This window comes from Roseofilum acuticapitatum BLCC-M154 (genome assembly GCF_030068475.1).
Classification (GTDB): Bacteria; Cyanobacteriota; Cyanobacteriia; order Cyanobacteriales; family Desertifilaceae; genus Roseofilum; species Roseofilum acuticapitatum.
Genome location: NZ_JAQOSP010000028.1, coordinates 1 through 20,638 on the forward strand (window position 1 = coordinate 1; position 20,638 = coordinate 20,638).

23 protein-coding genes are annotated in these 20,638 nt (G+C 47.3%); 4 read left to right on the forward strand and 19 right to left on the reverse strand.

Annotated features, from left to right (window positions below):
* Window positions 1-135: 135 nt before the first annotated feature.
* Together PMG71_RS04125 and PMG71_RS04130 are read right to left on the reverse strand one after the other, a co-directional pair.
* Complete coding sequence (locus PMG71_RS04125) at window positions 136-1,254, reverse strand: aldo/keto reductase (protein ID WP_283752376.1); 1,119 nt, start codon at window positions 1,252-1,254, stop codon at window positions 136-138.
* An 8-nt stretch (window positions 1,255-1,262) separates the two neighbouring features.
* Window positions 1,263-1,769 (reverse strand): bifunctional nuclease family protein, encoded by a 507-nt coding sequence (locus PMG71_RS04130; RefSeq protein ID WP_283752377.1) that lies wholly within the window; start codon window positions 1,767-1,769, stop codon window positions 1,263-1,265.
* A gap of 230 nt (window positions 1,770-1,999) precedes the next feature.
* Between PMG71_RS04130 and PMG71_RS04135 the strand changes: the two genes are divergently transcribed.
* Entirely contained in the window at window positions 2,000-2,662 is a 663-nt protein-coding gene (locus PMG71_RS04135) for a riboflavin synthase (protein ID WP_283752378.1), read from the forward strand.
* A 70-nt stretch (window positions 2,663-2,732) separates the two neighbouring features.
* Here the strand turns inward: PMG71_RS04135 and PMG71_RS04140 are convergent, their stop codons facing one another.
* Window positions 2,733-4,106, reverse strand: coding sequence for a peptidoglycan DD-metalloendopeptidase family protein (locus PMG71_RS04140; RefSeq protein WP_283752379.1), 1,374 nt, complete (start codon window positions 4,104-4,106; stop codon window positions 2,733-2,735).
* Window positions 4,107-4,214: 108 nt separating this feature from the next.
* Window positions 4,215-5,009: a biotin--[acetyl-CoA-carboxylase] ligase gene (locus PMG71_RS04145; protein WP_283752380.1), complete on the reverse strand. Its 795-nt coding sequence runs from the start codon at window positions 5,007-5,009 to the stop codon at window positions 4,215-4,217.
* Between the two features lie 29 nt (window positions 5,010-5,038).
* Between PMG71_RS04145 and pgeF the strand changes: the two genes are divergently transcribed.
* A complete protein-coding gene (pgeF, locus tag PMG71_RS04150; protein ID WP_283752381.1) occupies window positions 5,039-5,803 on the forward strand; it encodes a peptidoglycan editing factor PgeF in 765 nt (254 codons plus the stop codon).
* A 7-nt stretch (window positions 5,804-5,810) separates the two neighbouring features.
* Here pgeF and PMG71_RS04155 read toward each other — a convergent pair whose 3' ends face one another.
* The 4 genes from PMG71_RS04155 to pgl form a co-directional block, all read right to left on the reverse strand.
* Complete coding sequence (locus PMG71_RS04155) at window positions 5,811-6,239, reverse strand: FHA domain-containing protein (protein ID WP_283752382.1); 429 nt, start codon at window positions 6,237-6,239, stop codon at window positions 5,811-5,813.
* Between the two features lie 204 nt (window positions 6,240-6,443).
* Window positions 6,444-6,860 carry an FHA domain-containing protein gene (locus PMG71_RS04160; RefSeq protein ID WP_283752383.1) on the reverse strand — a complete coding sequence of 139 codons (417 nt, stop codon included), beginning with the start codon at window positions 6,858-6,860 and terminating at the stop codon, window positions 6,444-6,446.
* 67 nt (window positions 6,861-6,927) lie between these two features.
* Window positions 6,928-7,614, reverse strand: coding sequence for a double zinc ribbon and FHA domain-containing protein (locus PMG71_RS04165; RefSeq protein WP_283752384.1), 687 nt, complete (start codon window positions 7,612-7,614; stop codon window positions 6,928-6,930).
* A gap of 35 nt (window positions 7,615-7,649) precedes the next feature.
* Window positions 7,650-8,378: a 6-phosphogluconolactonase gene (gene pgl / locus PMG71_RS04170; RefSeq protein WP_283752385.1), complete on the reverse strand. Its 729-nt coding sequence runs from the start codon at window positions 8,376-8,378 to the stop codon at window positions 7,650-7,652.
* A gap of 26 nt (window positions 8,379-8,404) precedes the next feature.
* Between pgl and PMG71_RS04175 the strand changes: the two genes are divergently transcribed.
* The gene (locus PMG71_RS04175) at window positions 8,405-9,070 is read left to right on the forward strand and encodes a TIGR04282 family arsenosugar biosynthesis glycosyltransferase (RefSeq protein WP_283752386.1); all 666 of its coding nucleotides are present in this window, start codon (window positions 8,405-8,407) and stop codon (window positions 9,068-9,070) included.
* Window positions 9,071-9,101: 31 nt separating this feature from the next.
* On the opposite strand, the gene PMG71_RS04180 is transcribed toward PMG71_RS04175, so the two are convergent.
* From PMG71_RS04180 to PMG71_RS04230, 11 genes are all read right to left on the reverse strand, one after another.
* Window positions 9,102-9,353 (reverse strand): TIGR02450 family Trp-rich protein, encoded by a 252-nt coding sequence (locus PMG71_RS04180; RefSeq protein WP_283752387.1) that lies wholly within the window; start codon window positions 9,351-9,353, stop codon window positions 9,102-9,104.
* Complete coding sequence (locus PMG71_RS04185; RefSeq protein ID WP_283752388.1) at window positions 9,346-12,600, reverse strand: ATP-binding protein; 3,255 nt, start codon at window positions 12,598-12,600, stop codon at window positions 9,346-9,348. Before PMG71_RS04185 ends, PMG71_RS04180 begins: the two co-directional genes overlap by 8 nt.
* Before the next feature lie 71 nt (window positions 12,601-12,671).
* On the reverse strand, window positions 12,672-13,184 hold the full coding sequence (locus PMG71_RS04190; RefSeq protein ID WP_283752389.1) for a methylmalonic aciduria and homocystinuria type D protein: 513 nt from the start codon (window positions 13,182-13,184) through the stop codon (window positions 12,672-12,674).
* Between the two features lie 147 nt (window positions 13,185-13,331).
* Window positions 13,332-13,574, reverse strand: coding sequence for a DUF433 domain-containing protein (locus PMG71_RS04195; RefSeq protein ID WP_283752390.1), 243 nt, complete (start codon window positions 13,572-13,574; stop codon window positions 13,332-13,334).
* Between the two features lie 59 nt (window positions 13,575-13,633).
* Complete coding sequence (locus PMG71_RS04200) at window positions 13,634-13,861, reverse strand: DUF6887 family protein (RefSeq protein WP_283752391.1); 228 nt, start codon at window positions 13,859-13,861, stop codon at window positions 13,634-13,636.
* The gene (locus PMG71_RS04205) at window positions 13,861-14,037 is read right to left on the reverse strand and encodes a DUF6888 family protein (RefSeq protein WP_283752392.1); all 177 of its coding nucleotides are present in this window, start codon (window positions 14,035-14,037) and stop codon (window positions 13,861-13,863) included. The genes PMG71_RS04200 and PMG71_RS04205 overlap by 1 nt, the downstream gene beginning before the upstream one ends.
* Window positions 14,038-14,256: 219 nt before the next feature.
* On the reverse strand, window positions 14,257-15,513 hold the full coding sequence (locus PMG71_RS04210) for a SufS family cysteine desulfurase (protein WP_283752407.1): 1,257 nt from the start codon (window positions 15,511-15,513) through the stop codon (window positions 14,257-14,259).
* A gap of 180 nt (window positions 15,514-15,693) precedes the next feature.
* Window positions 15,694-17,052: a Fe-S cluster assembly protein SufD gene (gene sufD / locus PMG71_RS04215; RefSeq protein WP_283752393.1), complete on the reverse strand. Its 1,359-nt coding sequence runs from the start codon at window positions 17,050-17,052 to the stop codon at window positions 15,694-15,696.
* A gap of 1 nt (window position 17,053) precedes the next feature.
* On the reverse strand, window positions 17,054-17,821 hold the full coding sequence (sufC, locus tag PMG71_RS04220) for a Fe-S cluster assembly ATPase SufC (protein ID WP_283752394.1): 768 nt from the start codon (window positions 17,819-17,821) through the stop codon (window positions 17,054-17,056).
* Window positions 17,822-17,823: 2 nt separating this feature from the next.
* Window positions 17,824-19,260 carry a Fe-S cluster assembly protein SufB gene (gene sufB / locus PMG71_RS04225; protein WP_283752395.1) on the reverse strand — a complete coding sequence of 479 codons (1,437 nt, stop codon included), beginning with the start codon at window positions 19,258-19,260 and terminating at the stop codon, window positions 17,824-17,826.
* A 50-nt stretch (window positions 19,261-19,310) separates the two neighbouring features.
* Complete coding sequence (locus PMG71_RS04230) at window positions 19,311-19,682, reverse strand: ferredoxin-thioredoxin reductase catalytic domain-containing protein (RefSeq protein ID WP_283752396.1); 372 nt, start codon at window positions 19,680-19,682, stop codon at window positions 19,311-19,313.
* A 166-nt stretch (window positions 19,683-19,848) separates the two neighbouring features.
* Between PMG71_RS04230 and sufR the strand changes: the two genes are divergently transcribed.
* Entirely contained in the window at window positions 19,849-20,544 is a 696-nt protein-coding gene (gene sufR / locus PMG71_RS04235; RefSeq protein ID WP_283752397.1) for an iron-sulfur cluster biosynthesis transcriptional regulator SufR, read from the forward strand.
* The last annotated feature ends 94 nt before the right edge of the window (window positions 20,545-20,638 follow it).

Consider the following 20,638-nt stretch of genomic DNA (forward strand, 5'->3'; position numbering starts at 1 on the left):
CATACGCGATCCGCCTCGAAAGAGGGAAAGATCGGGGAGAAGACCGCCTCTACTGTCGAGGGGAAACCTGAAACAGCAAGTGGACTTCAGTGAACCGAGAGTTAGAATCCCCGTCGCTTCAGCGCGGGGAGTATGTCAATCTTCCCAAAGTCTGCGCCCTTGTTTTCCCTTGAGTAATGAGTGGGTTTCATCCAACAGTTGGGGGATGTTGAGTTGGGTGGGACATCGGGGTAAACAGTCGCCACATTCAGTACATCGGGAAGCTTTGTTTCCGGGAAACCAATGACCCGCATTTTCAAACATGCCATAGCGATATTGTCCATAGTCCACCATATTATAGGCTAGGGCTAAATTGCGTAGGCGTAGGACTTCTGGGATATTAATGTCTTCGGGACAGGGCAGACATCGATCGCATTGATGACATTGGGTTCTCCCCAAGGTGTCGCTCATGTGCTGTTCGAGACGGGATAAAACCTGTTGTTCGGTTTCTGTGAGGGGACGATCGCCCATTTCTAGGTATGGCCCTAACTCATCTACCGTAGCGGGGCCGATGCTGAGAGTAGTAATTCTCGGATCGCTCAGTAAAAACCGATAGGTTAATTCTAGGGGTGAAAAGGGTTGGCACAAGTCTTGTAGTTGGGTTGGGGGCGTATATAAGCGTCCCCCTTTATCGGCTGGAGAGATAATAAAAACGCCCATATCTAGTTGATGGGCGATCGCCAGCAGGGGAGCATGGCGTTGGAATGACCAATAATAATGTAAATTAACAAACTCAAATAAACCCGTTTCTAGGGTAGCTTGGATTAACTCCAGGGAACCATGGGTGGAAAATCCGACATGATCCAGCTTACCCTCGGCGATCGCCTCCTGCACCGCCTGCATACATCCTTGCTCCCCTTGCACCCACTCCAGATGCTCCCCAGTATTAATCCCATGGAGGGCCAAACAATCGATACGTTTTACCCTTAAACGGGATAAAGACTCATCGATCCAGCCTGCCATCCTTTTCGGGTCAGGAGTCGGCGGCAATTTAGTAGTTAAATAAACAGATTCCCGGTCGATTTGACTTAAAAATCTACCTAAATAAACCTCACTTTTACCGTACCCTTTGGCCGTTTCAATATGATTAATGCCTCGTGAGAGGGCCTGTAAAACCACCTGGCCAAACCCTTCCTCCGATCGCAACGGTCGCATTGTACCGAGAGAAAAAACAGATAGATCCAGATTGGTTTTACCAAAGCGCCGATATTTCACCCGCTCCCCTACTCTCCATTCACTGAGCGTCCTTTACCCCGTTGGGCAAAATCCTCCGGTCGCAAACTGGACACAAAATCGCGAAAGGCTTCCTGTTCGGCTTCATCGGCCTCTTGATCCACCGGAATCGAGGCATCGGCGATCACCTCTTCCATCACCCAAATGGAAGTCCCTGTACGCAGGGCTAAAGCAATAGCATCGGAGGGTCGAGCGTCGATTTCATGGACTATATCCCCTTGACGCATCGTTAACAGAGCATAAAACGTATTATCATGGAGTGCGTGAACCACTACTCGTTCAAGGGACATCTCCCAAGCTTCTAAAACATTGACCATCAAATCATGGGTCAGGGGTCGAGGCGGTTTTTGCCTCTCCAGAGCATTGATGATCGCCCTGGCTTGGTCTTGGCCAATATAAATGGGCAAGGCGCGGCGATCGGTCGTATCCTTTAACAAAACAATGGGGCTGCGTGTGCCCGCATCTAATGCAATTCCAGCAACTCTCATTTCAATCATCGGGTAAAGCCTCTAGATCACTCTCTGGCAAGGGACGCTTATCTTTGGGCTGCGTTGCTCGTAGATAAGATCTGGTGTTGTCTGGGGTTTTCTGAAGGGTAAGCTGATTCAGGAAACCCATGCAGTATTCTCTACCTTAAAATCGATTATCCTAATTAGACCATAAGTTTATCTAAAATCTCTAATCTGTCTCCTTCTCATCTTAAGCTCACTTTTCGAGAACGTTACCTGTGTTTACCGGATTAATTCAAGCCCTAGGGACGATCGCGCCTCTAAATGATTACCAAGTCCAAATTATCTGTTCTCCGGAAGGGAGACGGCTAATTTTGGCGGATTTAGCTATAGGCGATAGTGTAGCAGTCGATGGCGTATGCCTGACAGTAGAAACCCTGCTTTCCCAGGGGTTTATTGCTGCTGTTTCGCCGGAAACCCTCAGTCGCACGACTTTGAACCATCGAGCTATGAGCCAAATACCTGTCAATCTAGAAACTTCTCTGAGGGTGGGGAGTAAACTAGGGGGTCATTTTGTGACGGGTCATGTGGATGGTCTGGGGGAAGTTCTCTCGATTATACAGACGGCGATCGCCTGGGAAATGGTATTTAGGCTGCAAACGCCCAGTCTAGCCCGCTATATTGTCCCTAAAGGCAGTATTGCCGTCAATGGTATTAGCTTGACCCTAGCTCAAGACCAAGGGGCAACCGAGTCTTTTAAGGTGGCTGTGATTCCCCATACCTTCCAAAATACGAATTTGCAGTATCTTCATCCTGGGGATTTAGTGAATCTGGAAGGGGATATTTTGGGCAAATATGTGGAAGGGTTACTGCGATCGCCAGATGAGAAACCCCAAAATTCCATTACTGCTGACTTTTTGAGCGAACATGGCTATGGGTAGATGGGGGAATGGGGAGATGGAATTCTCCCCTTCTCCCTATCTCCTTGCCCTCATATCCCCCTGTTTGTCCCTACATCGGGCGAATGTTCACATAGGGCAATTCTTGCGTGGCCAGTTCTGGAATCGGTAAGAGTTGCAACTCCTTAGCATTGCCGCCCGTATAAGGGGTTGCCGAAGCCGTTTCCCAAGATTGGACGAAGCGAGCTAAGGCGTATTCCAACTGGGCCCCAGCATCTACGGCTACCCATCCCTCTTCCGTTTGTTGTCGCAGTTCAAAGTGCAAATGGGGCCCCGTAGAATTACCGGTACTACCCACGCTACCAATCACGGTTCCTTGGGTTACTTCTTGACCGGGTTCCACAAACACTTCGGACAAGTGAGCATAGAGAGTTTCTTGGGTTCCATTGCTATGTTCGAGAACCACGGTTAAGCCATATCCACCTAAGAAATTGGCGATCGCCACCCGTCCAGCCAAAGCCGCCAACACATGGGTTCCCGTCGCTGCGCCAATATCCGTACCGCTATGTAATCTCCAATCTCCATGAATGGGATGCAATCTCCAGCCAAAATGGGACGTAATTTGAGCCGGAATTGCCAGAGGATACAACAAACTCACATTCCCATTACCTGGCCGACCCATGGGTTGGCGAGCATTAAAATAAGACCGACCACTGGCTGTAGTTCCTCCCACCACGGGAGCTGGAGGCGGTGCAGAAGTATACCCTTCATTGCCGCTTCCACTGGAGGCAGCCGGTTGATAAGGATCTGGAGACCAAGCGGGAATGGGTTCAGATGAGGCACTCGGAGCTGGAGCGGCCGCCGTCTGATGCACGGGTTCTGATACCGGAGCAGGGATATAGCTATCAGAAACCCGCTCTTCTGTGGGTTCCTGATAAGCAGCCGTTGCTCCTGTGTCAAAATCGTTAGAAGTATCAATATAGGCACTTTCTTGAGCTGTCGCATGGTCTGGCATCAAGTCCGCAGCCGAATAGGAAATGGGAGCCTCTTCATGGGTTTCTACTACTACCGGCACAGACGCATCGTCAATGGGTTCTGGCTCATAGGCAGCCGGTTCAGGAGTCCATTCCGGTTCATAGGCAGCCGGTTCAGGAGTCCATTCCGGTTCATAGGCTGCTGGTTCGGGAGTCCATTCCGGTTCGTAACTCGGTTCATAAGCCGGTTCTGTCCATTCAGCTTCGTAACTCGGTTCATAGGCCGGTTCTGTCCATTCAGCTTCGGGAACTGCATCATAGGCAACCGGATCGATGGAGTCTTGTTCGTAGGCAGCACTTCGGTTCGGAGTCCAAACCATGCTGCCACTGAGTAAACCCAAGGCCCCTAACCAACCGAGTCCTTGCATGAGCAGGGAACGGTGACAGGTGAGGCAAAAGAAGGTGCGAGTATATTGGCGATCTGGGGTTGGTGTTGTCTTATCCGTACTCATTGAAATTGGTTGTCGGTTAAGGGTTTTCACGATTAGGGGTTTGATCTGTATCCCATGATTGGGTCTCTGACAAGTTTTATCATACTTTTCATGACTTCTGTAGGCATTCTAATAGCCTAATTGAATTTCACCAGGGTTGAGGAGCAGTTGGGAGGAGTTAAAGTCAATACAGAGCTGACCGGTATCTGTAATACCCATGATTGTGCCCTGTTGTCCTTGGATGGCGATCGCCTGGCCCCGATGGATGAGCAGTTGATTGTAGGCAGAGATTAGGGTTGCTCCTTTTTTCCGATCGATCGCCTCATATCCGGAGATTAGCCCCCTTAAGGTTAGGGCTAAAAGGTCTTCTAGGCAAGTTATGGGGGCGATCGCGCCTTGGCTTTGCAACCAGGGTTTAAGGCTAATTCCGGGTTCAGGAACGGGATTGTCCCAATTAATCCCTACCCCAATGACGGCCTGGTGAATCCGGTTTTGATGTAAGCGAGTTTCGGTGAGAATGCCTCCTACTTTTCTATGATTAAGGATTAAATCGTTGGGCCATTTGATTTGGATAGGCAAGTTTTGATCGTATTGACGCAAGAGAGTGGCGATTCCCCAAGCGCTGCTGATGGTGAGTAACAAAGCTTTCTCGGTTGGTAGGTTAGGGCTGATCGCCCAAGAGAGATACAAACCCCCATCCGCCGAAGACCAAGATCGCCCCCATTGTCCTCGGCCCGAGGTTTGCCGACGGGCGATCGCCACTGTACCCGGTGGGGCCCCTTCCCTCAGCAATTTCCACAGGGTTTGATTGGTGGATTCCAGGGTCTCAAAGCAATGGATAGGGGGTAGAGGAAGGGGGGCTAGGTCTAGTGTTTGGATCATCTGTTCCCAGGTTTGAGCGATTCGTTCCTGATTTAGAGTCATAATGAGTAATCAGTAATGAGTAATCAGTAATGAGTTCACTTTGGCATTGGCGGATGGCTCAGGGATTGAACTATCTTACCTGTAGCTTGCTCGATCCTTGGCAGCATGGTTTTTTTACCCGCCAGTTTGCACCCCAAACTCCAGAATCTTTAGCGCCTCTTTTGGATGAGCAAGCTCACGTCTATCGGGTGAAGCAAGTCCATGGTCAACGGGTTTTGACTCCTTCCCAGGTTCAAGCGTCAGGGGTTGAGCGTCCAGAGGCTGATGGTTTGTTATCGGAAAATGCCCATGATGCGGTTTGGGTGTGTTCGGCCGATTGTGTGCCGGTGCTAATGGGAGATTTGAGAACGGGTCGAGTGGCGGCGCTTCATGCGGGTTGGCGAGGAACTGCGGCGGAAATTGTGCCGGAGGCGATCGCCCGTTTTGAAGCCTTGGGCACCCAACTAGAGGATCTGCGAATTGCCCTAGGGCCGGCTATTTCTGGAGTTGAGTATCAGGTGGGCTTAGATGTGGCTCAACAGGTGGGGAAAACTTTGATCGAGGGTGAGATGCCCTTAGATTGGATAGATCAGTTATCTGGAGGTGAAAACCCGGTCTTTTTGCCCGATGCTGAACCGGATCGTATCCGCTTAGATGTGCGTCAGGTGAATCTCAGACAACTACAACAGTTAGGTATAGATGTAGAGCAAGTGGCGATCGCTCCCTATTGTACCTATGAAAATCCCGATCTTTTCTTTTCTTATCGCCGCGATCGGCTCAAATCCGTCCAGTGGTCAGGTCTAGTTCATCAATAAGGCAACTCTAATCATCCGATTGACTTTGAGGGTTATTGATAAATGTGCTATTTTTTTGGGCTTCACTTGGCTCAACCTGCGGTTTACGATCGCCCTTTCTCACCAGTTTAGCCTTCGGATCGGTAATGCCTAAACGAATTCGTAATCTGGGGCCAGAATGGCCTAGACGAATAATCGTGCCATCGACTAAGACATCTTGGGTAACCAACTGTTGATTCACAAATGTACCATTTGCCCCAAATCCCTTCAGACTCCAACCTTCTTCATTGGGCCATAACTCCGCGTGATGACGGGAAACTACAGAGCTATAAACGATGATGTCATTATCATGGGAACGACCAATACGAATGGGTTCATCTCGATCGGGTTCAAAAGTCCAACTATGCATCGCGATCGGTTGAGTTGGATGCATTAGAGATATGGTAATCACTGACATAAAATTATCCTGACGGAGTTTAAATGAAGCACAACTCTAGTCAATTTTCGGAAAAATACAGGGACTGATTAATAGGATTATTATAGCTCGACTCGACTAACTCAGGCGAGTCATTTCTATTTATTCAGCCAATAAATACTCTCCTTCGATCTGGATTTTTAGAAGTCTTTTTTCTACAATCAGTAATAGAAAATGGATTGATTTCTAGGGATCGATCGCTGTCGTGAGTTTATTCATTCTCTCCTTAACCGATGGAGTCGCTCGATCGATGGACTTGCGATCCACAGGAGAAGGACTAGATTGATTTTGTTCAAAATCAGTTTTAATCTGGATCTTTGGCCCAGAGCGAGCCAGTCGGATGACCACCTCACCGGTAATGGGTATTTGCTCAATCCGTTGACCATCCAAATAAGTGCCATTAGTGCCCAAGTTTACTACATCCCAAGCTCCCTCTCCTAGACGGAGTTCCACATGATGACGGGAAACCACCGCACTATAGAGAACCACATGATTATCGGTAGAGCGTCCGATACACACCACGGATTCTTGTGTAAATTCCCAATGCTGAATGGGGGTATCTTTGAGAGGATGTAGCAAGGTTAGGGTAATCACATCAGTCACAGGAAAATAATGAGGAGTACGAAACTAGAGTGTGTGCTTTTTGAGTTCAGGGATCATCTGGATGCCATCAGAGTTCAAATAAAAAGGATACCAGATCATTTTTGCCTAATGTAATGCGATCGCCGGTTTTTAAACGATGGCGATTACCTGGAGTTAGGGGGAGATGATTAATATAGGTTCCATTAGAACTGCCTAGATCTTCAATATAATAATCCCCCTCATCGATGTGAATGGCTGCATGAACCCGCGAAACCACATCCGCATGGGGAAATCCAGATACATCTATTTCTGGAGGAAGACGGTCATTGGGTTTACCAATGTGTAAGATGGCACGATCAGTAGATAACTCGAAGCGATTGCTACTGGTAATATGTACTAGAGCTGCTGCGGGCGATTGCAGTTCAGTTAACCGATTCATATGGCCAGGATCTGAAGTTTCCTTTTCTACTTCTAATTCCGTTGCCCCTTCGGATAAGGAGGATTTAGGACTAGAACCCGCAATGGGATCGGGAATCACTAGGGGGTCAAGTTCAACTAAGGCCGGAATTTCTACAACCTCTTCTTCTTCTTGTGAGGCATCCGGAGTAGGAGTCGATTTTAAGGCCGTTCCACATTGACCGCAAAATGTGGCATCTTGTTGAACTGTTGCTCCACAGTGAGGACAAGTGGTGAGAGCAGGAAGCTCTGTATAACAGGCTTCGCAAACTTGAGCGCCATCAGGATTTTGGTGAGTACAATTCGGACAAACAATCATAGAATTAATAGGAGAGGAGAAAGGAGTTAAACTTTTTAAGTTTTAAGTTTTAATGGATTCCCTGCTGCTTCATCTAAGAGCCACCAAAGTTCTCCTTCAGGAGCAATTAAACGAGAGGGGTACTGTTGAGAATCGCCGTCTGGGTTGAAGACTTGGGTTAAAGCGTCGATTTTATTGGCTCCTGCTACTAGAAAAACGACACAGCGAGCATGATTAATCAAGGGAACGGTAAAGGTGAGACGGGGTTGGCCGTCTTTATTGCCTACGGTAACCCGGCGATCGCCCACTGACAAGGCTTCAGTCTGGGGAAACAGGGAAGCGGTATGGCCATCATCCCCCATCCCTAACAAAATCAGATCGAAGGAGGGAAAGTCTCCCGATGAGCCGCCAAAAAACGCCTGTAATTCATTATCGTAGGTTTGGGCATCCTGCTGGGGATCTTGCCCTTGGGTGGGCATGGGATGGATATTTTCTGGAGGGATGGGAACCTGATTGAGCCAGGCTTGGCGAGCCATCTTTTCGTTACTATCGGGATGATCTGAGGGGACATAGCGCTCATCTGACCAAAAAACCTGAATCTTGTCCCAGGGGAGATTTTCTTGGCTCAGAGCTTCATAGATTGGCTCAGGGGTACTGCCTCCAGCCAGGGCAATGGTAAAGTAGCCCTGGGAGGCGATCGCCGCTTCTATTTTTTCTTTGACTAAAGAGAGAGCGCGGGTGATTAGAGCGCCTTTATCGGGTAAAACTTCTACGATTCTAGTCATGTTCCCAATTAAAACCAAGGTTAAGTGTGAGCGATTTTCCTAATTTATCTTCTCCAGTATCTTCCCCATGCCGACTGCTCGTGTTTACTCGGTATCCCGAATTGGGCAAAGCCAAAACCCGATTAATTCCTGCATTAGGGGTTCAGGGAGCGACTGAATTACACCGTCAACTGGCTGAATGGGCGATCGCCCAAGGACGGCAGCTACAAGATCGGCATAGAGGGAAGATACAGCTCGTGGTCTACTTTACAGGGTCAACCCTTCAGGCCATGGAGACTTGGTTAGGTGCTGATCTAGTTTATCGCAGTCAGGCACAAGGAGACCTAGGGGAAAGGCTCTACAGGGCAATCGATCGAGAGTTTAGGGAAGGAATAGAGCGTATAGTGGTGATTGGAACTGATTGCCCCAGTCTCACCTCAGAACTTTTAACCCAAGCCTTTCATGGTTTAACCTCCCATGATATAGTCCTAGGCCCAGCCGCCGATGGAGGTTATTATTTAATCGGTCTATCGCGCCCCATTGCACAATTATTTCAAGGCATTGATTGGGGAACCTCAGAAGTTTTAGCCCAAACCCTAAATATTGCTAACTCTCTAGCCTTATCCTATTCTCTCTTGCCCATTCTCGCCGATATTGACCGCCCAGAAGACTTGTATTGTCCCTTAAAAAGGGAAATTGAGGAGGCGCTTTAAGGCTTATATCTCATGACTCATGACTCATTACTCATGACTCATTACTAAATTCCCCCATCTCCTGGAGCGTTTGCCATCCCGGTTGCCATAAAGAACGGTCTTTCAGTTGGGCAGCATTGAGCCAAAAACGTACATTCGGATCGCAAGAAGCCACCATTTCCGCAAAAATAAATTTTCCCTGATTTTTACGATTAGTTACTTGAAAGTGTCGCCATCCCCAGGTCGTTTGTTGAGCTGTCCATTTCGAGCCAACCAGAAAGGGAAATTTTTGTTTTTTAGTCATTGTCTATCGTTGAAAGAGATAAAGAATACTTTTTGGCAATAAAATGTAGAATGCCTTGGTCATCAAACTCAGAGGATAAATCCATAATGCGATCGCAAAAAGGATGGTAGGCAGGATCTATCGCTCGTAGCCGGATTACTTCTGCTTCAATGCCATCAATGTAGCCCACAGTAGCAGCGTTGAATAACTCCTGTAATTGATCTTGGGGAGGGTAAATCACCCGATCTGAATTTTCCGAGGATGCAGTCGAAAGATCGGTTGCAACTTCCTCATAAATCCAGGTCAGATGCAGATATTTTTGCAATTTATGTAATAAAAACTCTAGATCGACCGGTTTAGGAATAAAATCATTGCAACCGGCGACTAAACTATTGTCTTGATCTTGCTGTAAAACACTGGCCGATGAAGCCATAATAATCACTTTCCGATCGGGACTTTGGCGAATTTTACGCACCATTTCAAATCCATCTAACTCTGGCATCACTAAATCAGTAATAATTAAATTCGGTTGTAATCGATTGTATTGTTCTAACCCCACTTGTCCATTTTCTGCTTCAGCCAATTCAAATCCTAGAGTAGACAAAAATTCCAGAATGACTCGACGGTTAACAATCTTATCATCAACGACGAGAACTTTTTGGCGCTGACCTAGATAACCGATAATTTTTCCTTGCTGGGTTTGACGGGACGAGAGTCCCCAATTTTGGGAAATGGGAACCTCGATTTCAAAGCTAAATTGACTCCCTATACCCGGCTGACTTTTGACTTCAATTTCTCCTCCCATTATTTGGACAATTTGGCGGGTAATGGCTAATCCTAAACCTGTACCTTCATGTTTCTTGGAATTGGCTCCCACTTGTTCAAAGGGTAAGAAAATGCTCTGAATTTGATCGGGAGTCATGCCTACACCGGTATCGCAAATTTCAAAATGTAGGGTGGCGGTAGACCGGGGAGGTATATCACCTGTATGCCAGACTGAAAATAAAATTTCTCCTCGATCGGTAAATTTAGTGGCATTGCCTAAGAGATTGAGTAGGATCTGGCGTAAGCGTTTATCATCAACATATATGCCCTGGGGTAAATTCGGATCGGAGAAAGAACTAAAGGTGAGGTTTTTTTCTTCGGTTTTGATGCGAATCACTTCGGCAACACCATTAATAAAAGAGGGAAAATGAATATCTCTAGGAAGTAGTTCCATTTTTCCCGCTTCAATTTTGGCCAGATCGAGGATATCGTTAATTAGGGTGAGCAGATGGGAACCGGCTTGTTCAATGATGGTGATTCCTTCCCGTTGCTTGGGTTTAAGGTCATCCATCCGTTGCAGAATTTGGGTGTAACCGAGGATACCGTTAAGGGGGGTGCGTAATTCATGGCTCATATTGGCAAGAAATTCGCTTTTGGCTTGGTTGGCTTTGTCAGCAGCTTCTTTAGCAGCTTTGAAGCTAATTTCGGCTTGGTGGCGATGGTAGGATTCAATGGCAAGGCTAACCAAATCGCCGATGGAACGAGCGACGTTTTGTTCTTCTTGAGTCCAGTTGCGAGGTTGGGTGCTTTCAATGCACATTACGCCAATTAGGTTTTGATGTCGGCGAAGGGGAATTTCGAGGAGGGAATGGATACCCCAGGGGACTAGATAGATGTCTTTGAGTTCGCTGGTGCGCTCGTCTGTCCAAGCGTCTTCAATGGCAATGACGTTTTGGGTTTGTAGGATTTGGGCATAGTGGGGATAGTTTTGGATGGCTAATAAGTCTCCTTGGGTATGGGTTCTGAGAGGGGGTATAAATAGGTCGGCACAGCGCCATAGTTTGCTTTCGGGTTCGACGAGCCAAATGCTACTGCGGTCAATTTGAAGGATTTGGGCGATCGCCTCGGTCAGTTGAGGTAAACTTTGGTTTAAGTCCCCTTGGTGTAAGCGGGGATCGCCCGCAAGTTCGGCTAAAACCTGATTGTGTTGGGTGAGGAGATGGGTGCGTTCGGCGACTTGTTGTTCGAGTATATCAAGCTGATTAGCAATTTGAGTTGCCATTTCATCAAAGGTTTGGGCTAGAATTTCTAATTCTTGTATTCCCTGAGCTTGTACTAAATTTTGCCGTCTACCGGAGGCAAAGGCAGCACTGGCATTACGGAGTTGACAAATGGGGTGAGCAATCCACTGAGAGGTGAATACTCCTAATGCAGTCGCAATGATTAGTGCAGCTATACAAACGATCAGGATTTGCTGTTGATAGCTCTGGATTTCGGTGGTAAAGTTGGATTCGGGGAGGAAAACAATGATACTCCACTCTAAGCCATAGGAGTCAGTATAAGGAAGGATACGGCTAAAGTAATGCTCGCCCTCTAAGGTGATTTGGGTGAGGGTGGGGCTGGTGAGGTTGTTTAAGGTAATGTTCTGGCTTTGCAGAAGGTCGATCAGTTGGCGAGTCAGAGTATCCTGGCTCTGGGTAATGGGGAGGAGAGTTTTGGTTTCTGGATCGAAGGGGGTTTCTTGGGTAGAACTGGCGATGAGGTTGCCTTGGCGATCGAGAATGACGATTTTTCCGGTTCTTCCTAGGTCAATTTGGCTGAGAAATTGGCCGAGTTGACTCAGTTTGAGGGTCGTGTTGAGAACGCCTTCAACTATACCGTTGTTATCGATATCAATAGGTTGCAAGGCGGAGATGAGGAGGACGGGTTCGAGATAGGAAACATGGGGATTACTCCAGGTGGCTTTTCCTGTTGCAAGTGCGGTTAAATACCAAGGTCGTTTACGGGGATCGCGATCGCTTAATTCAAGAGCTAGGGTAGTGCGATTTCCTTGACTATCGGTATTATAGGAGCGGAAGGTGTGGCGATCGCTAGGGGTAACGGTATTAATCACTAAAGAACCATCCCCTAGACGTTCTCCGGTTCGTTGCCCCCCTTGGCTATTGGAGATAGCGGTAAAACTCAACTCTGGGACTTGTTGGATTTTATTCCAGAGATAATAATCCCATTGCTCCAGGTTTTCCACCTCTAGCAAACCTGACTGGATCGCCCCCAGATGAGACCGATTAACCCTTTGAGGGAGTTCTAAATAGGAGGATAAACGCTGTTCAACTTCTGAGCCAATTTCAGTGGTTAATCGTTCTACCATATTTTCTAGCATCTCATGGGCGCTGCGAAAGGAAAGCCAACTGACTAAGCCGACGGCGATCGTAATTTGCAGGAGAAAAGGCACGATTAAGACCACTTGTAGGGGGAAGTGGGGTTTAAAGGGTAGGTATTTCATCGGATAGATAGGGGTGAGGTGCAGGATACTTTAGATGGTATCTTGATGTTCCCTAAAAATCAGAAATTTCTCTAACTTAAACGGAGCTTAATTATGGCGTTGATAATTTCATCGGCAGGAGCAGTTGAGATCATCACGCTGGGATAAACAGCAGTTCCCCAATGGGGGTGAACAATGGCGGCACAGTCGCCGTTTTTTTCGATGGGATACCCCAGAGCGGCATGAACGGCAGGAACATCGCTGTGGTGAAGGGTTCCAGGTTGGGATCTGCGGGGATATCCGGTGCGCGGATCGAAGGCATCGGTAACATAACCGCGATCGCCTAACTCACTGGCAATTAAGTCCGACCATCGGCTAAAATTGTCCCAAAGTCTTTGTTTTTCGGCTTCGACTTCTGGAGAGAGTTCAGTTAAAGACATCTGCGCTTGTTGCAAGAAAATAATTACTGATATTGCATCTTTTTGCCAGTTGGGTAATAACTCCTGAAGATGTTCTTGTACATAAGCACTTGGGGGATGAATGGAGATTTCTACCCCGAAGTTTTGGTTGTTGCATGTGACCGTTAGGGTGTGAGAAGGGTTCATATCAAGTCCGGATAAAGGGTGAAGAAGGGGGCCAGATGCCCGCACTCCTCTAATCCCTTGATATTACTGGAGTGGGAGCGTCTCGCTCCCTAAATTTTTAATCATGGTATTTCCGCTTCGAGGACATGAACAAGTGGCAATCCTTGATCAAGCAACAGTTTCATAAGAGTTGGGAAGTCCAATGATGCGATCATCAAGGTAAGAAGAGGCAAAAATGAGAGCTTGTCGGATATCTTCTTCCTCTAGTTGGGGAAACTCTCGATAGAGTTCTTCCCGATCTGGATAAGTTGCTAGTAGTTCAATGACTCGACGAACGGTAAGGCGAAGATTGCGAATACAGGGTTGACCATTCATCCGTTTGGGATTGCTGGTAATACGGTCTAATTTCATGAGATTACCCAGAAGACCAGTGAAACTTAGGGTTATTATAGCTCAGATCGCCCCTTGAACTATTCTATCTGCCCAACTCTGTTGTTATCTGATACTTCAAGTTTCTGCCGAATCGCTGATTGAATCTTTGCGTCAAAATCAGGCTCATTTGGACTTGCAATCAGTGATTTCGGACGCTGACTGAATCTGTCTAAATAAGCTTGCAAAGCAATTTTATCTTCACGGTTGGCTAGGAAGTACCGTTTCAATTCCTCATCACTCATTGCCTCAAAATTAGCTGAATTCATTAGAAAACCTCCCCGTTAGGTGCGATCTCAAACTCAAGATCTTCATTATAACCAGCCAGCAAATACACATTACCCGTGCGACGATCCATGCAGATTAAATGAATGGGTTGTAGCATCATAAATGTTAGTTGATAGCTCACCCGATATAGGCTTTCTAGCTGATCGGCAGTAGGCATTTTGTTCACTTTAGACAATTGGCTCTAATATACAGCGCGAAGCGCTGTTAAGTAATGAGTAATGAGTAAGAAAGTCCCTCTGAGTCTTGTATAAGGGCAGATTGAGGGCGATTCAAATGTACCCCATAGCAGCGAAAACTGCTGTAAGCCCCCTCTCCCGTGGGAGAGGGGGTTGGGGGTGAGGGCTATACCTCATGCAAGAGAGAAAGGCTATAGATTCTACAAAATACTCTTGAAAAAGGCTAAGGTGTCTTTGAGAGCGACAATAAAGCGATCGATGTCGGTAAAGGTATTGTAGAAATAGAGGCTGGCTCTGGCGGTGGAATTGACCCCTAAAATTCGGTGTAAGGGTTGGGTGCAATGGTGACCGGTACGAATCGCTACACCTGCTTGATCTAACAAGGAGGAGATATCATTGACATGAATCTCGCCCGTGGTAAAGGTGGCGAGGGCGGCTCTAATCTTAGTTTTGCTAGGTTTTGGCCCGTAAATCCTTACTTCGGGAACTTGCAGAAGTTGCTCAAATAAGTAATCGGTTAACTCCAATTCATAGGCGTGGATTTTGTCTAATCCAATACCGGTTAAATAATCGATCGCTGCACCAAGGGCGATCGCCTCAGCAATGGCTGGGGTTCCCGCTTCAAATTTATGGGGCAATTCGGCATAGGTGGAACGCTCTAAAAAGACTTCAGAAATCATTTCCCCACCGCCTAAAAAGGGTGGCATAGCTTCGAGTATTTCCAATTTTCCATACAAGAAACCAATGCCAGTAGGGCCGCACATTTTATGACCAGAAGCCACTAACCAATCACAATCGATCGCCTGAACATCTAACTTCAAATGGGGGGCACTTTGGCAGGCATCAATTAACACTTTTGCGCCCACTTTATGAGCTTCTTTGACAATCTCTTCTACCGGATTAATACAGCCCAAAGTATTCGAGCCATGAACTACTGCCACTAACTTAGTTTGGGGACTGAGCAAGGACTTAAACTGCTCAAAATCAAACTCTTCTGTTTCCGTTAATTCTACAAACTTTAAGACTGCGCCAGTTTTTTGGGCAATCATTTGCCAAGGCACTAAATTACTGTGATGCTCCATCACCGAGGTGATAATTTCATCCCCCGGTTTCAGGGTATTCAACCCCCAAGCATAGGCAACTAAATTAACCGCTTCACTCGCATTACGGGTGAATACGATTTCATTACGCGATCGCGCATTCACAAACCCTGCTACCTTATCTCTAGCCCCTTCATAGGCTTCTGTGGCGCGGCAACTGAGTAAATGCACCCCTCGATGCACATTAGCATTATCTCGTTGATAATAGTGCCCTAAAGTGTCTAAAACCACCATGGGTTTTTGGGAGGTTGCCGCATTATCCAGATAAACTAAAGGATTTCCATGGACTTGTTGATCCAGAATGGGGAAATCATCTCGTACAAGAGTGGCTAGGGGTTTGGGCTGGGTAAACGTCATCATAGGGTTATGAATAGGAATAGAGAATGAGTGGGGAAAAGGGAGATCTCGATCCCCCTAAATCCCCCTTTCTAAGGGGGACTTTTTTGATTTCCCCCCTTTCTAAGGGGGACTTTTTTGATTTCCCCCCTCTTTCTAAGGGGGGTTAGGGGGGATCAAATTAAGGGGGGCTAGGGGGGATCAAAAATGAGTACGGCACGAGAGGCACTGAGCCAATTTCCCTTGCAAGGAAGTCAGAGGAATGCGAGCTAAAATCTCATTGGCAAAGGCATCAATTAACAAATAGCGACTGGCTTCTTTCGATAAGCCTCGACTTTGTAGATAGAAGACTTCTTCCTCTTCTAACTGACTCACCGTTGCTCCATGGGAACATTTGACATTATCGGCAGTAATTTGGAGCTGGGGTTTGGTGTCTACTTTCGCCTTATCTGACAAAACCAAACTGCGATTAAGCTGTTGGGCGTTGGTTAACTGAGCGGCTTTGGGCACAAAGACTTTACCATTAAAAATCCCATGGGCTTCTCGATCCACAATGCATTTATGCAGTTGATTGCTGCTGCCATTGGGATACAAATGATTAACGCTACTATGGGTATCCGAGCATTGTTGACCGGTAATTTCAGTTAAGCCATTGAGTGTGGTTTGGGTTCCTTCTCCCTGCTGGCTCACCTCAATATTATGACGGGATAAACCGGCTCCTAAACTAATACTATTGAGGGTATATCGACTATCGCGGTTTTGAGAAACTGCGGTTTTGCTGATGTGGATAGCTTGCTGTCCTTCCTGCTGAATCCGAGTATGGTTAATCTGGGCATTATCCTCTAACCAAACTTCAGTCACCGCATTACTAAAATAGGGCGTGATTCCAGGAGCGGCGGGACAACTGCTGATGGTGACATACTGTTCAACTAGGGTGGCTGAACTGTTGGCTTCGGCAATGATTAAGGTGCGCGGACTGGCTATTTCTGCTTGCCCATTCTCCAGGGATAAAAACAGCAGATGAATCGGCGTTTCTATCACCTGATTTGCCGGTATCGAAACCACTGCCCCATCGGTCAAACTGGCACTATTGAGGGCGGTAAATACCTCTTGATTTGCGGGTTGTTTGCCCAAATAGGGATTAAGTTTGGCTTCTGGAACGGCTCCTGATAGCAGGTTGGTGATGGTGTCTATCTTGAGTCCCGAAAGATCGGAGAGTTGGGCAGAATATACGCCATTCACGAATACCAGGCGGCTATGTTCCGCTTCCGGTAATACAAAGGGCGTAATATCCATAAAGGCTTCACTGGGCACAGTGGCGGGTTGGAAGTCCACACCCAAGAGGCGAGAAATATCGGTAAACCGCCATTCCTCGTCCTTGGAGCTAGGAAATTGCAGTTCTGAGGCGATCGCCGCCCCATGTTCCCGTATCGCCTGAATTAAGGACACCAGTGCCGGATCGAGTTCTGGGCGATCGAACCCTAGGCGACGGTTGAGAAGTTGTTGCACCGCTTGAAACCGGGGACTTTCCCGGTTCAAGTCTACTGCCAGCATCGTCATCCTAACTCACCCCCTGCAATTCTTCCTCTAGAATCCAGTCATAACCCCTAGATTCAAGTTCTAAAGCCAACTCCTTACCGCCCGTGCGTAAAATCCGGCCATCCGCCATCACATGCACATAATCGGGCACAATATAATTCAACAACCGTTGATAGTGAGTAATCATCAACACTGCATTATCCGGGCGCGTTAACTGATTCACTCCATTGGCGACAATTTTTAGGGCATCAATATCCAAACCTGAATCCGTTTCATCTAATATTGCCAACGTCGGTTCTAGAAGGGCCATTTGCAGAATTTCATTCCGCTTTTTCTCCCCTCCAGAAAACCCTTCATTCACACTGCGGTCTAAAAATGCCGCATCCATTTTTACGACTTCTAACTTCTCTTCTACCAAGTCTTGGAAATCAAACGTATCCAACTCTTCCAAACCCTGTTGTTTGCGCTTGGAATTGTAGGCAACCCGCAAAAAGTCTAAATTGCTCACACCGGGAATTTCCAGAGGATACTGGAACGCCAAAAACACCCCAGAAGTCGCCCGGTCTTCTGGTTCCATCTCCAGCAAATTCTCACCTTTATAAATAATCTCGCCACCCGTGACTTCATAGGCCGGATGACCCGCGAGAATCTTAGAAAACGTACTTTTCCCAGAGCCATTGGGCCCCATAATGGCATGGATTTCTCCCGCCTTGATCTCCAGATTTAACCCTTTGAGAATCGATTGACCCGCCACATTCGCGGTCAGGTTGCGTACTGATAAAATACTCATGTTTAACCGACTGTTCCTTCTAATTTCAAACTCAACAATTTATCCGCTTCTACGGCAAATTCCATGGGCAACTGATTAAATACATCCTTACAGAAGCCACTAATCATCATTGAAACTGCATCTTCGGCGGAAATTCCCCGTTGGGCAAAGTAGAAGAGCTGGTCTTCTCCAATTTTGGAAGTTGAGGCTTCATGCTCTACTTTCCCAGAGTTATTCTGTACTTGGATATAAGGGAAAGTGTTGGCTTCGGCATTATCCCCAATCAGCATAGAATCGCATTGGGAATAGTTTCGCGCCCCTTCTGCTTTGGCGTTGACTTTCACCAAACCGCGATAGCTATTGGCCGAGTTTCCGGCAGAAATGCCCTTAGAAATAATCCGACTGCGGGTGTTTTTGCCCACATGAACCATCTTAGTTCCGGTGTCGGCTTGCTGTTTGTTATTAGTGAGGGCAACGGAGTAAAATTCACCGACGGAATTATCGCCCACTAACACGCAACTGGGATATTTCCAAGTGATGGCTGAACCGGTCTCGACCTGAGTCCAGGAAATCTTAGAATTGACTCCTTTACACAGTCCTCGTTTGGTGACGAAGTTATAGATTCCGCCTTTGCCGTTTTCGTCGCCAGCGTACCAGTTTTGGACGGTGGAATATTTAATATCGGCATTATCCAAAGCGACTAATTCTACTACAGCCGCGTGCAGTTGGTTGGTGTCGTACATGGGAGCCGTGCAGCCTTCCAGGTAGGAAACTTGTGAGCCTTCCTCGGCTACAATTAAGGTGCGCTCAAATTGTCCGGTATCACCACTATTAATCCGGAAATAGGTGGACAGTTCCATGGGACATTTGGTGTTTTTGGGGATATACACAAAGGAACCATCGCTAAAGACGGCGCTGTTGAGGGCGGCAAAGTAATTATCGCCGACCGGAACGACGCTACCGAGGTATTTTTCTATCAGTTCGGGATAGTCATGGACGGCTTCGGAAATGGAGCAGAAAATCACCCCTTCTTCTGCTAGTTTTTCCCGGAAAGTGGTGGCAATGGAAACGCTATCAAATACGGCATCGACGGCTACGTTGGAGAGCCGTTTTTGTTCGGAAAGGGGAATGCCTAGCTTCTCGAAGGTTTCTAGAAGAGCGGGGTCAACTTCATCTAGGCTTTTCTTTTTATCCTGTTTTTTGGGGGCAGAATAATAGCTGATGTTTTGGTAGTCGATGGGGGGATATTGAAGATGGGGCCAGTTGGGTTCTTTCATTTCTAGCCATCGACGGTAGGCTTTGAGTCGGAAGTTGAGCATGAATTCCGGTTCGTTTTTCTTGGCGGAAATCAGGCGTACTACGTCTTCGCTTAAGCCATTGGGGATTTTGTCGGTTTCGATGTCGGTGATGAAACCGTATTTGTAGGGTTGGTTGACTAGGGTTTTGACGCTCGTAGACATGGTGGGTGTTCTCTAGTAACTAGGGGGCGGGGTGATTTTCCTTGATGGTTTTACCCTTGAGCGACGGGGTTGGTGGTGGCTCGAATTTGGTCGATGCTGATGGCTCTTTCTGTGCCGACGAAGGGGTTATCTTCGGTGAGGAAGAGCATACAGTGACATTCTTTGCGCTCGCGCATGGGGACACATGGGCAGTTCCAGTAGGCGGCTTTGGCTTCGGCTTCTTTGTCTTCATAGTGACGACAGGGACAGAGGGGAGCGCCAAGTTCGTCTTTGTGTTTGGCGAGTCCTTCGATGACGACAGCCGTGATGCTCAGGTCGGAACAAAAGTACGTGCCGGTGTTTTCCGCATATTTTTCGGAAAATTTCCGCATGGCTTCTAGACTGGCTTCTGTGGCTTGCTGGGGTTGGGATGATAGGCTCATGGGCAAATTCTTAATGAATGAACAGAATTAAACGAGTATAATGAGTTTAAACAACTTGCATGTTGCTTTACTATGATTTTAGCGTAGTTTAGCAACAAGTTTGTTGTCAAATCCCAATTTTGGGATTGTGTATACGCTGTAGTGGTGATTAAGTTTTGTGACGATCATGGGAACAGCTCACCAAATCTCGACGAAAGAGGCCATTCTGGAATACCTCCTTAAGGATGGCCGAGCAACGGCTTTGGAGTTAGCAGAGGCGTTGGGGGTGAGTCCCCAAGCGATTCGGCGACATCTGAAGGACTTGGAGGGGGAGGAGTTGATTGAGTATGAGGTTGTGCATGGAGATAAGGATGGACAGATTTCGATGGGACGGCCCCAACATTGGTATTCCCTGAGTCGGAAGGGGCGCGATCGCTTTCCCAATAATCATGGTGAATTTGCTGTGGCTCTTCTGGATACTTTAGCGGAAACGGTGGGCAAAGACCAAGTGGGGTCGATTTTGCAGAAGCAATGGCAGCGTAAAGCGCAGGTTTACCGCGATCGCCTCAGAAGTGGCACGATTGAGGAACGGGTGGAAAAGTTGGTGGAACTGCGGCAGGAAGAAGGGTATATGGCTCAATGGTATGCTGTAGAACCGGATGCCCAGAATCCGAATGGAGTCACTCGATTTATGTTAACGGAGCATCATTGTGCGATCGCCGATGTAGCTGAATCATTTCCGACGGTGTGTGGCCATGAATTGGAGATGTTTTCTGATCTGTTTCCGGATTGTCAGGTGGAACGTACTCATTGGATTATTGATGGAGAACATCGCTGTGGTTATTTAATCGCGCCGGTCATGAATCGGGCTGAATCAGCTTAAGCTTGGGCGATCGCCCCCCAAAATTCAATTAAATAAACCTTACGTTTCTCAAGCTTTGGGCTGGGGTGGGAAAGAATAGTGTTGAATGCAAGCA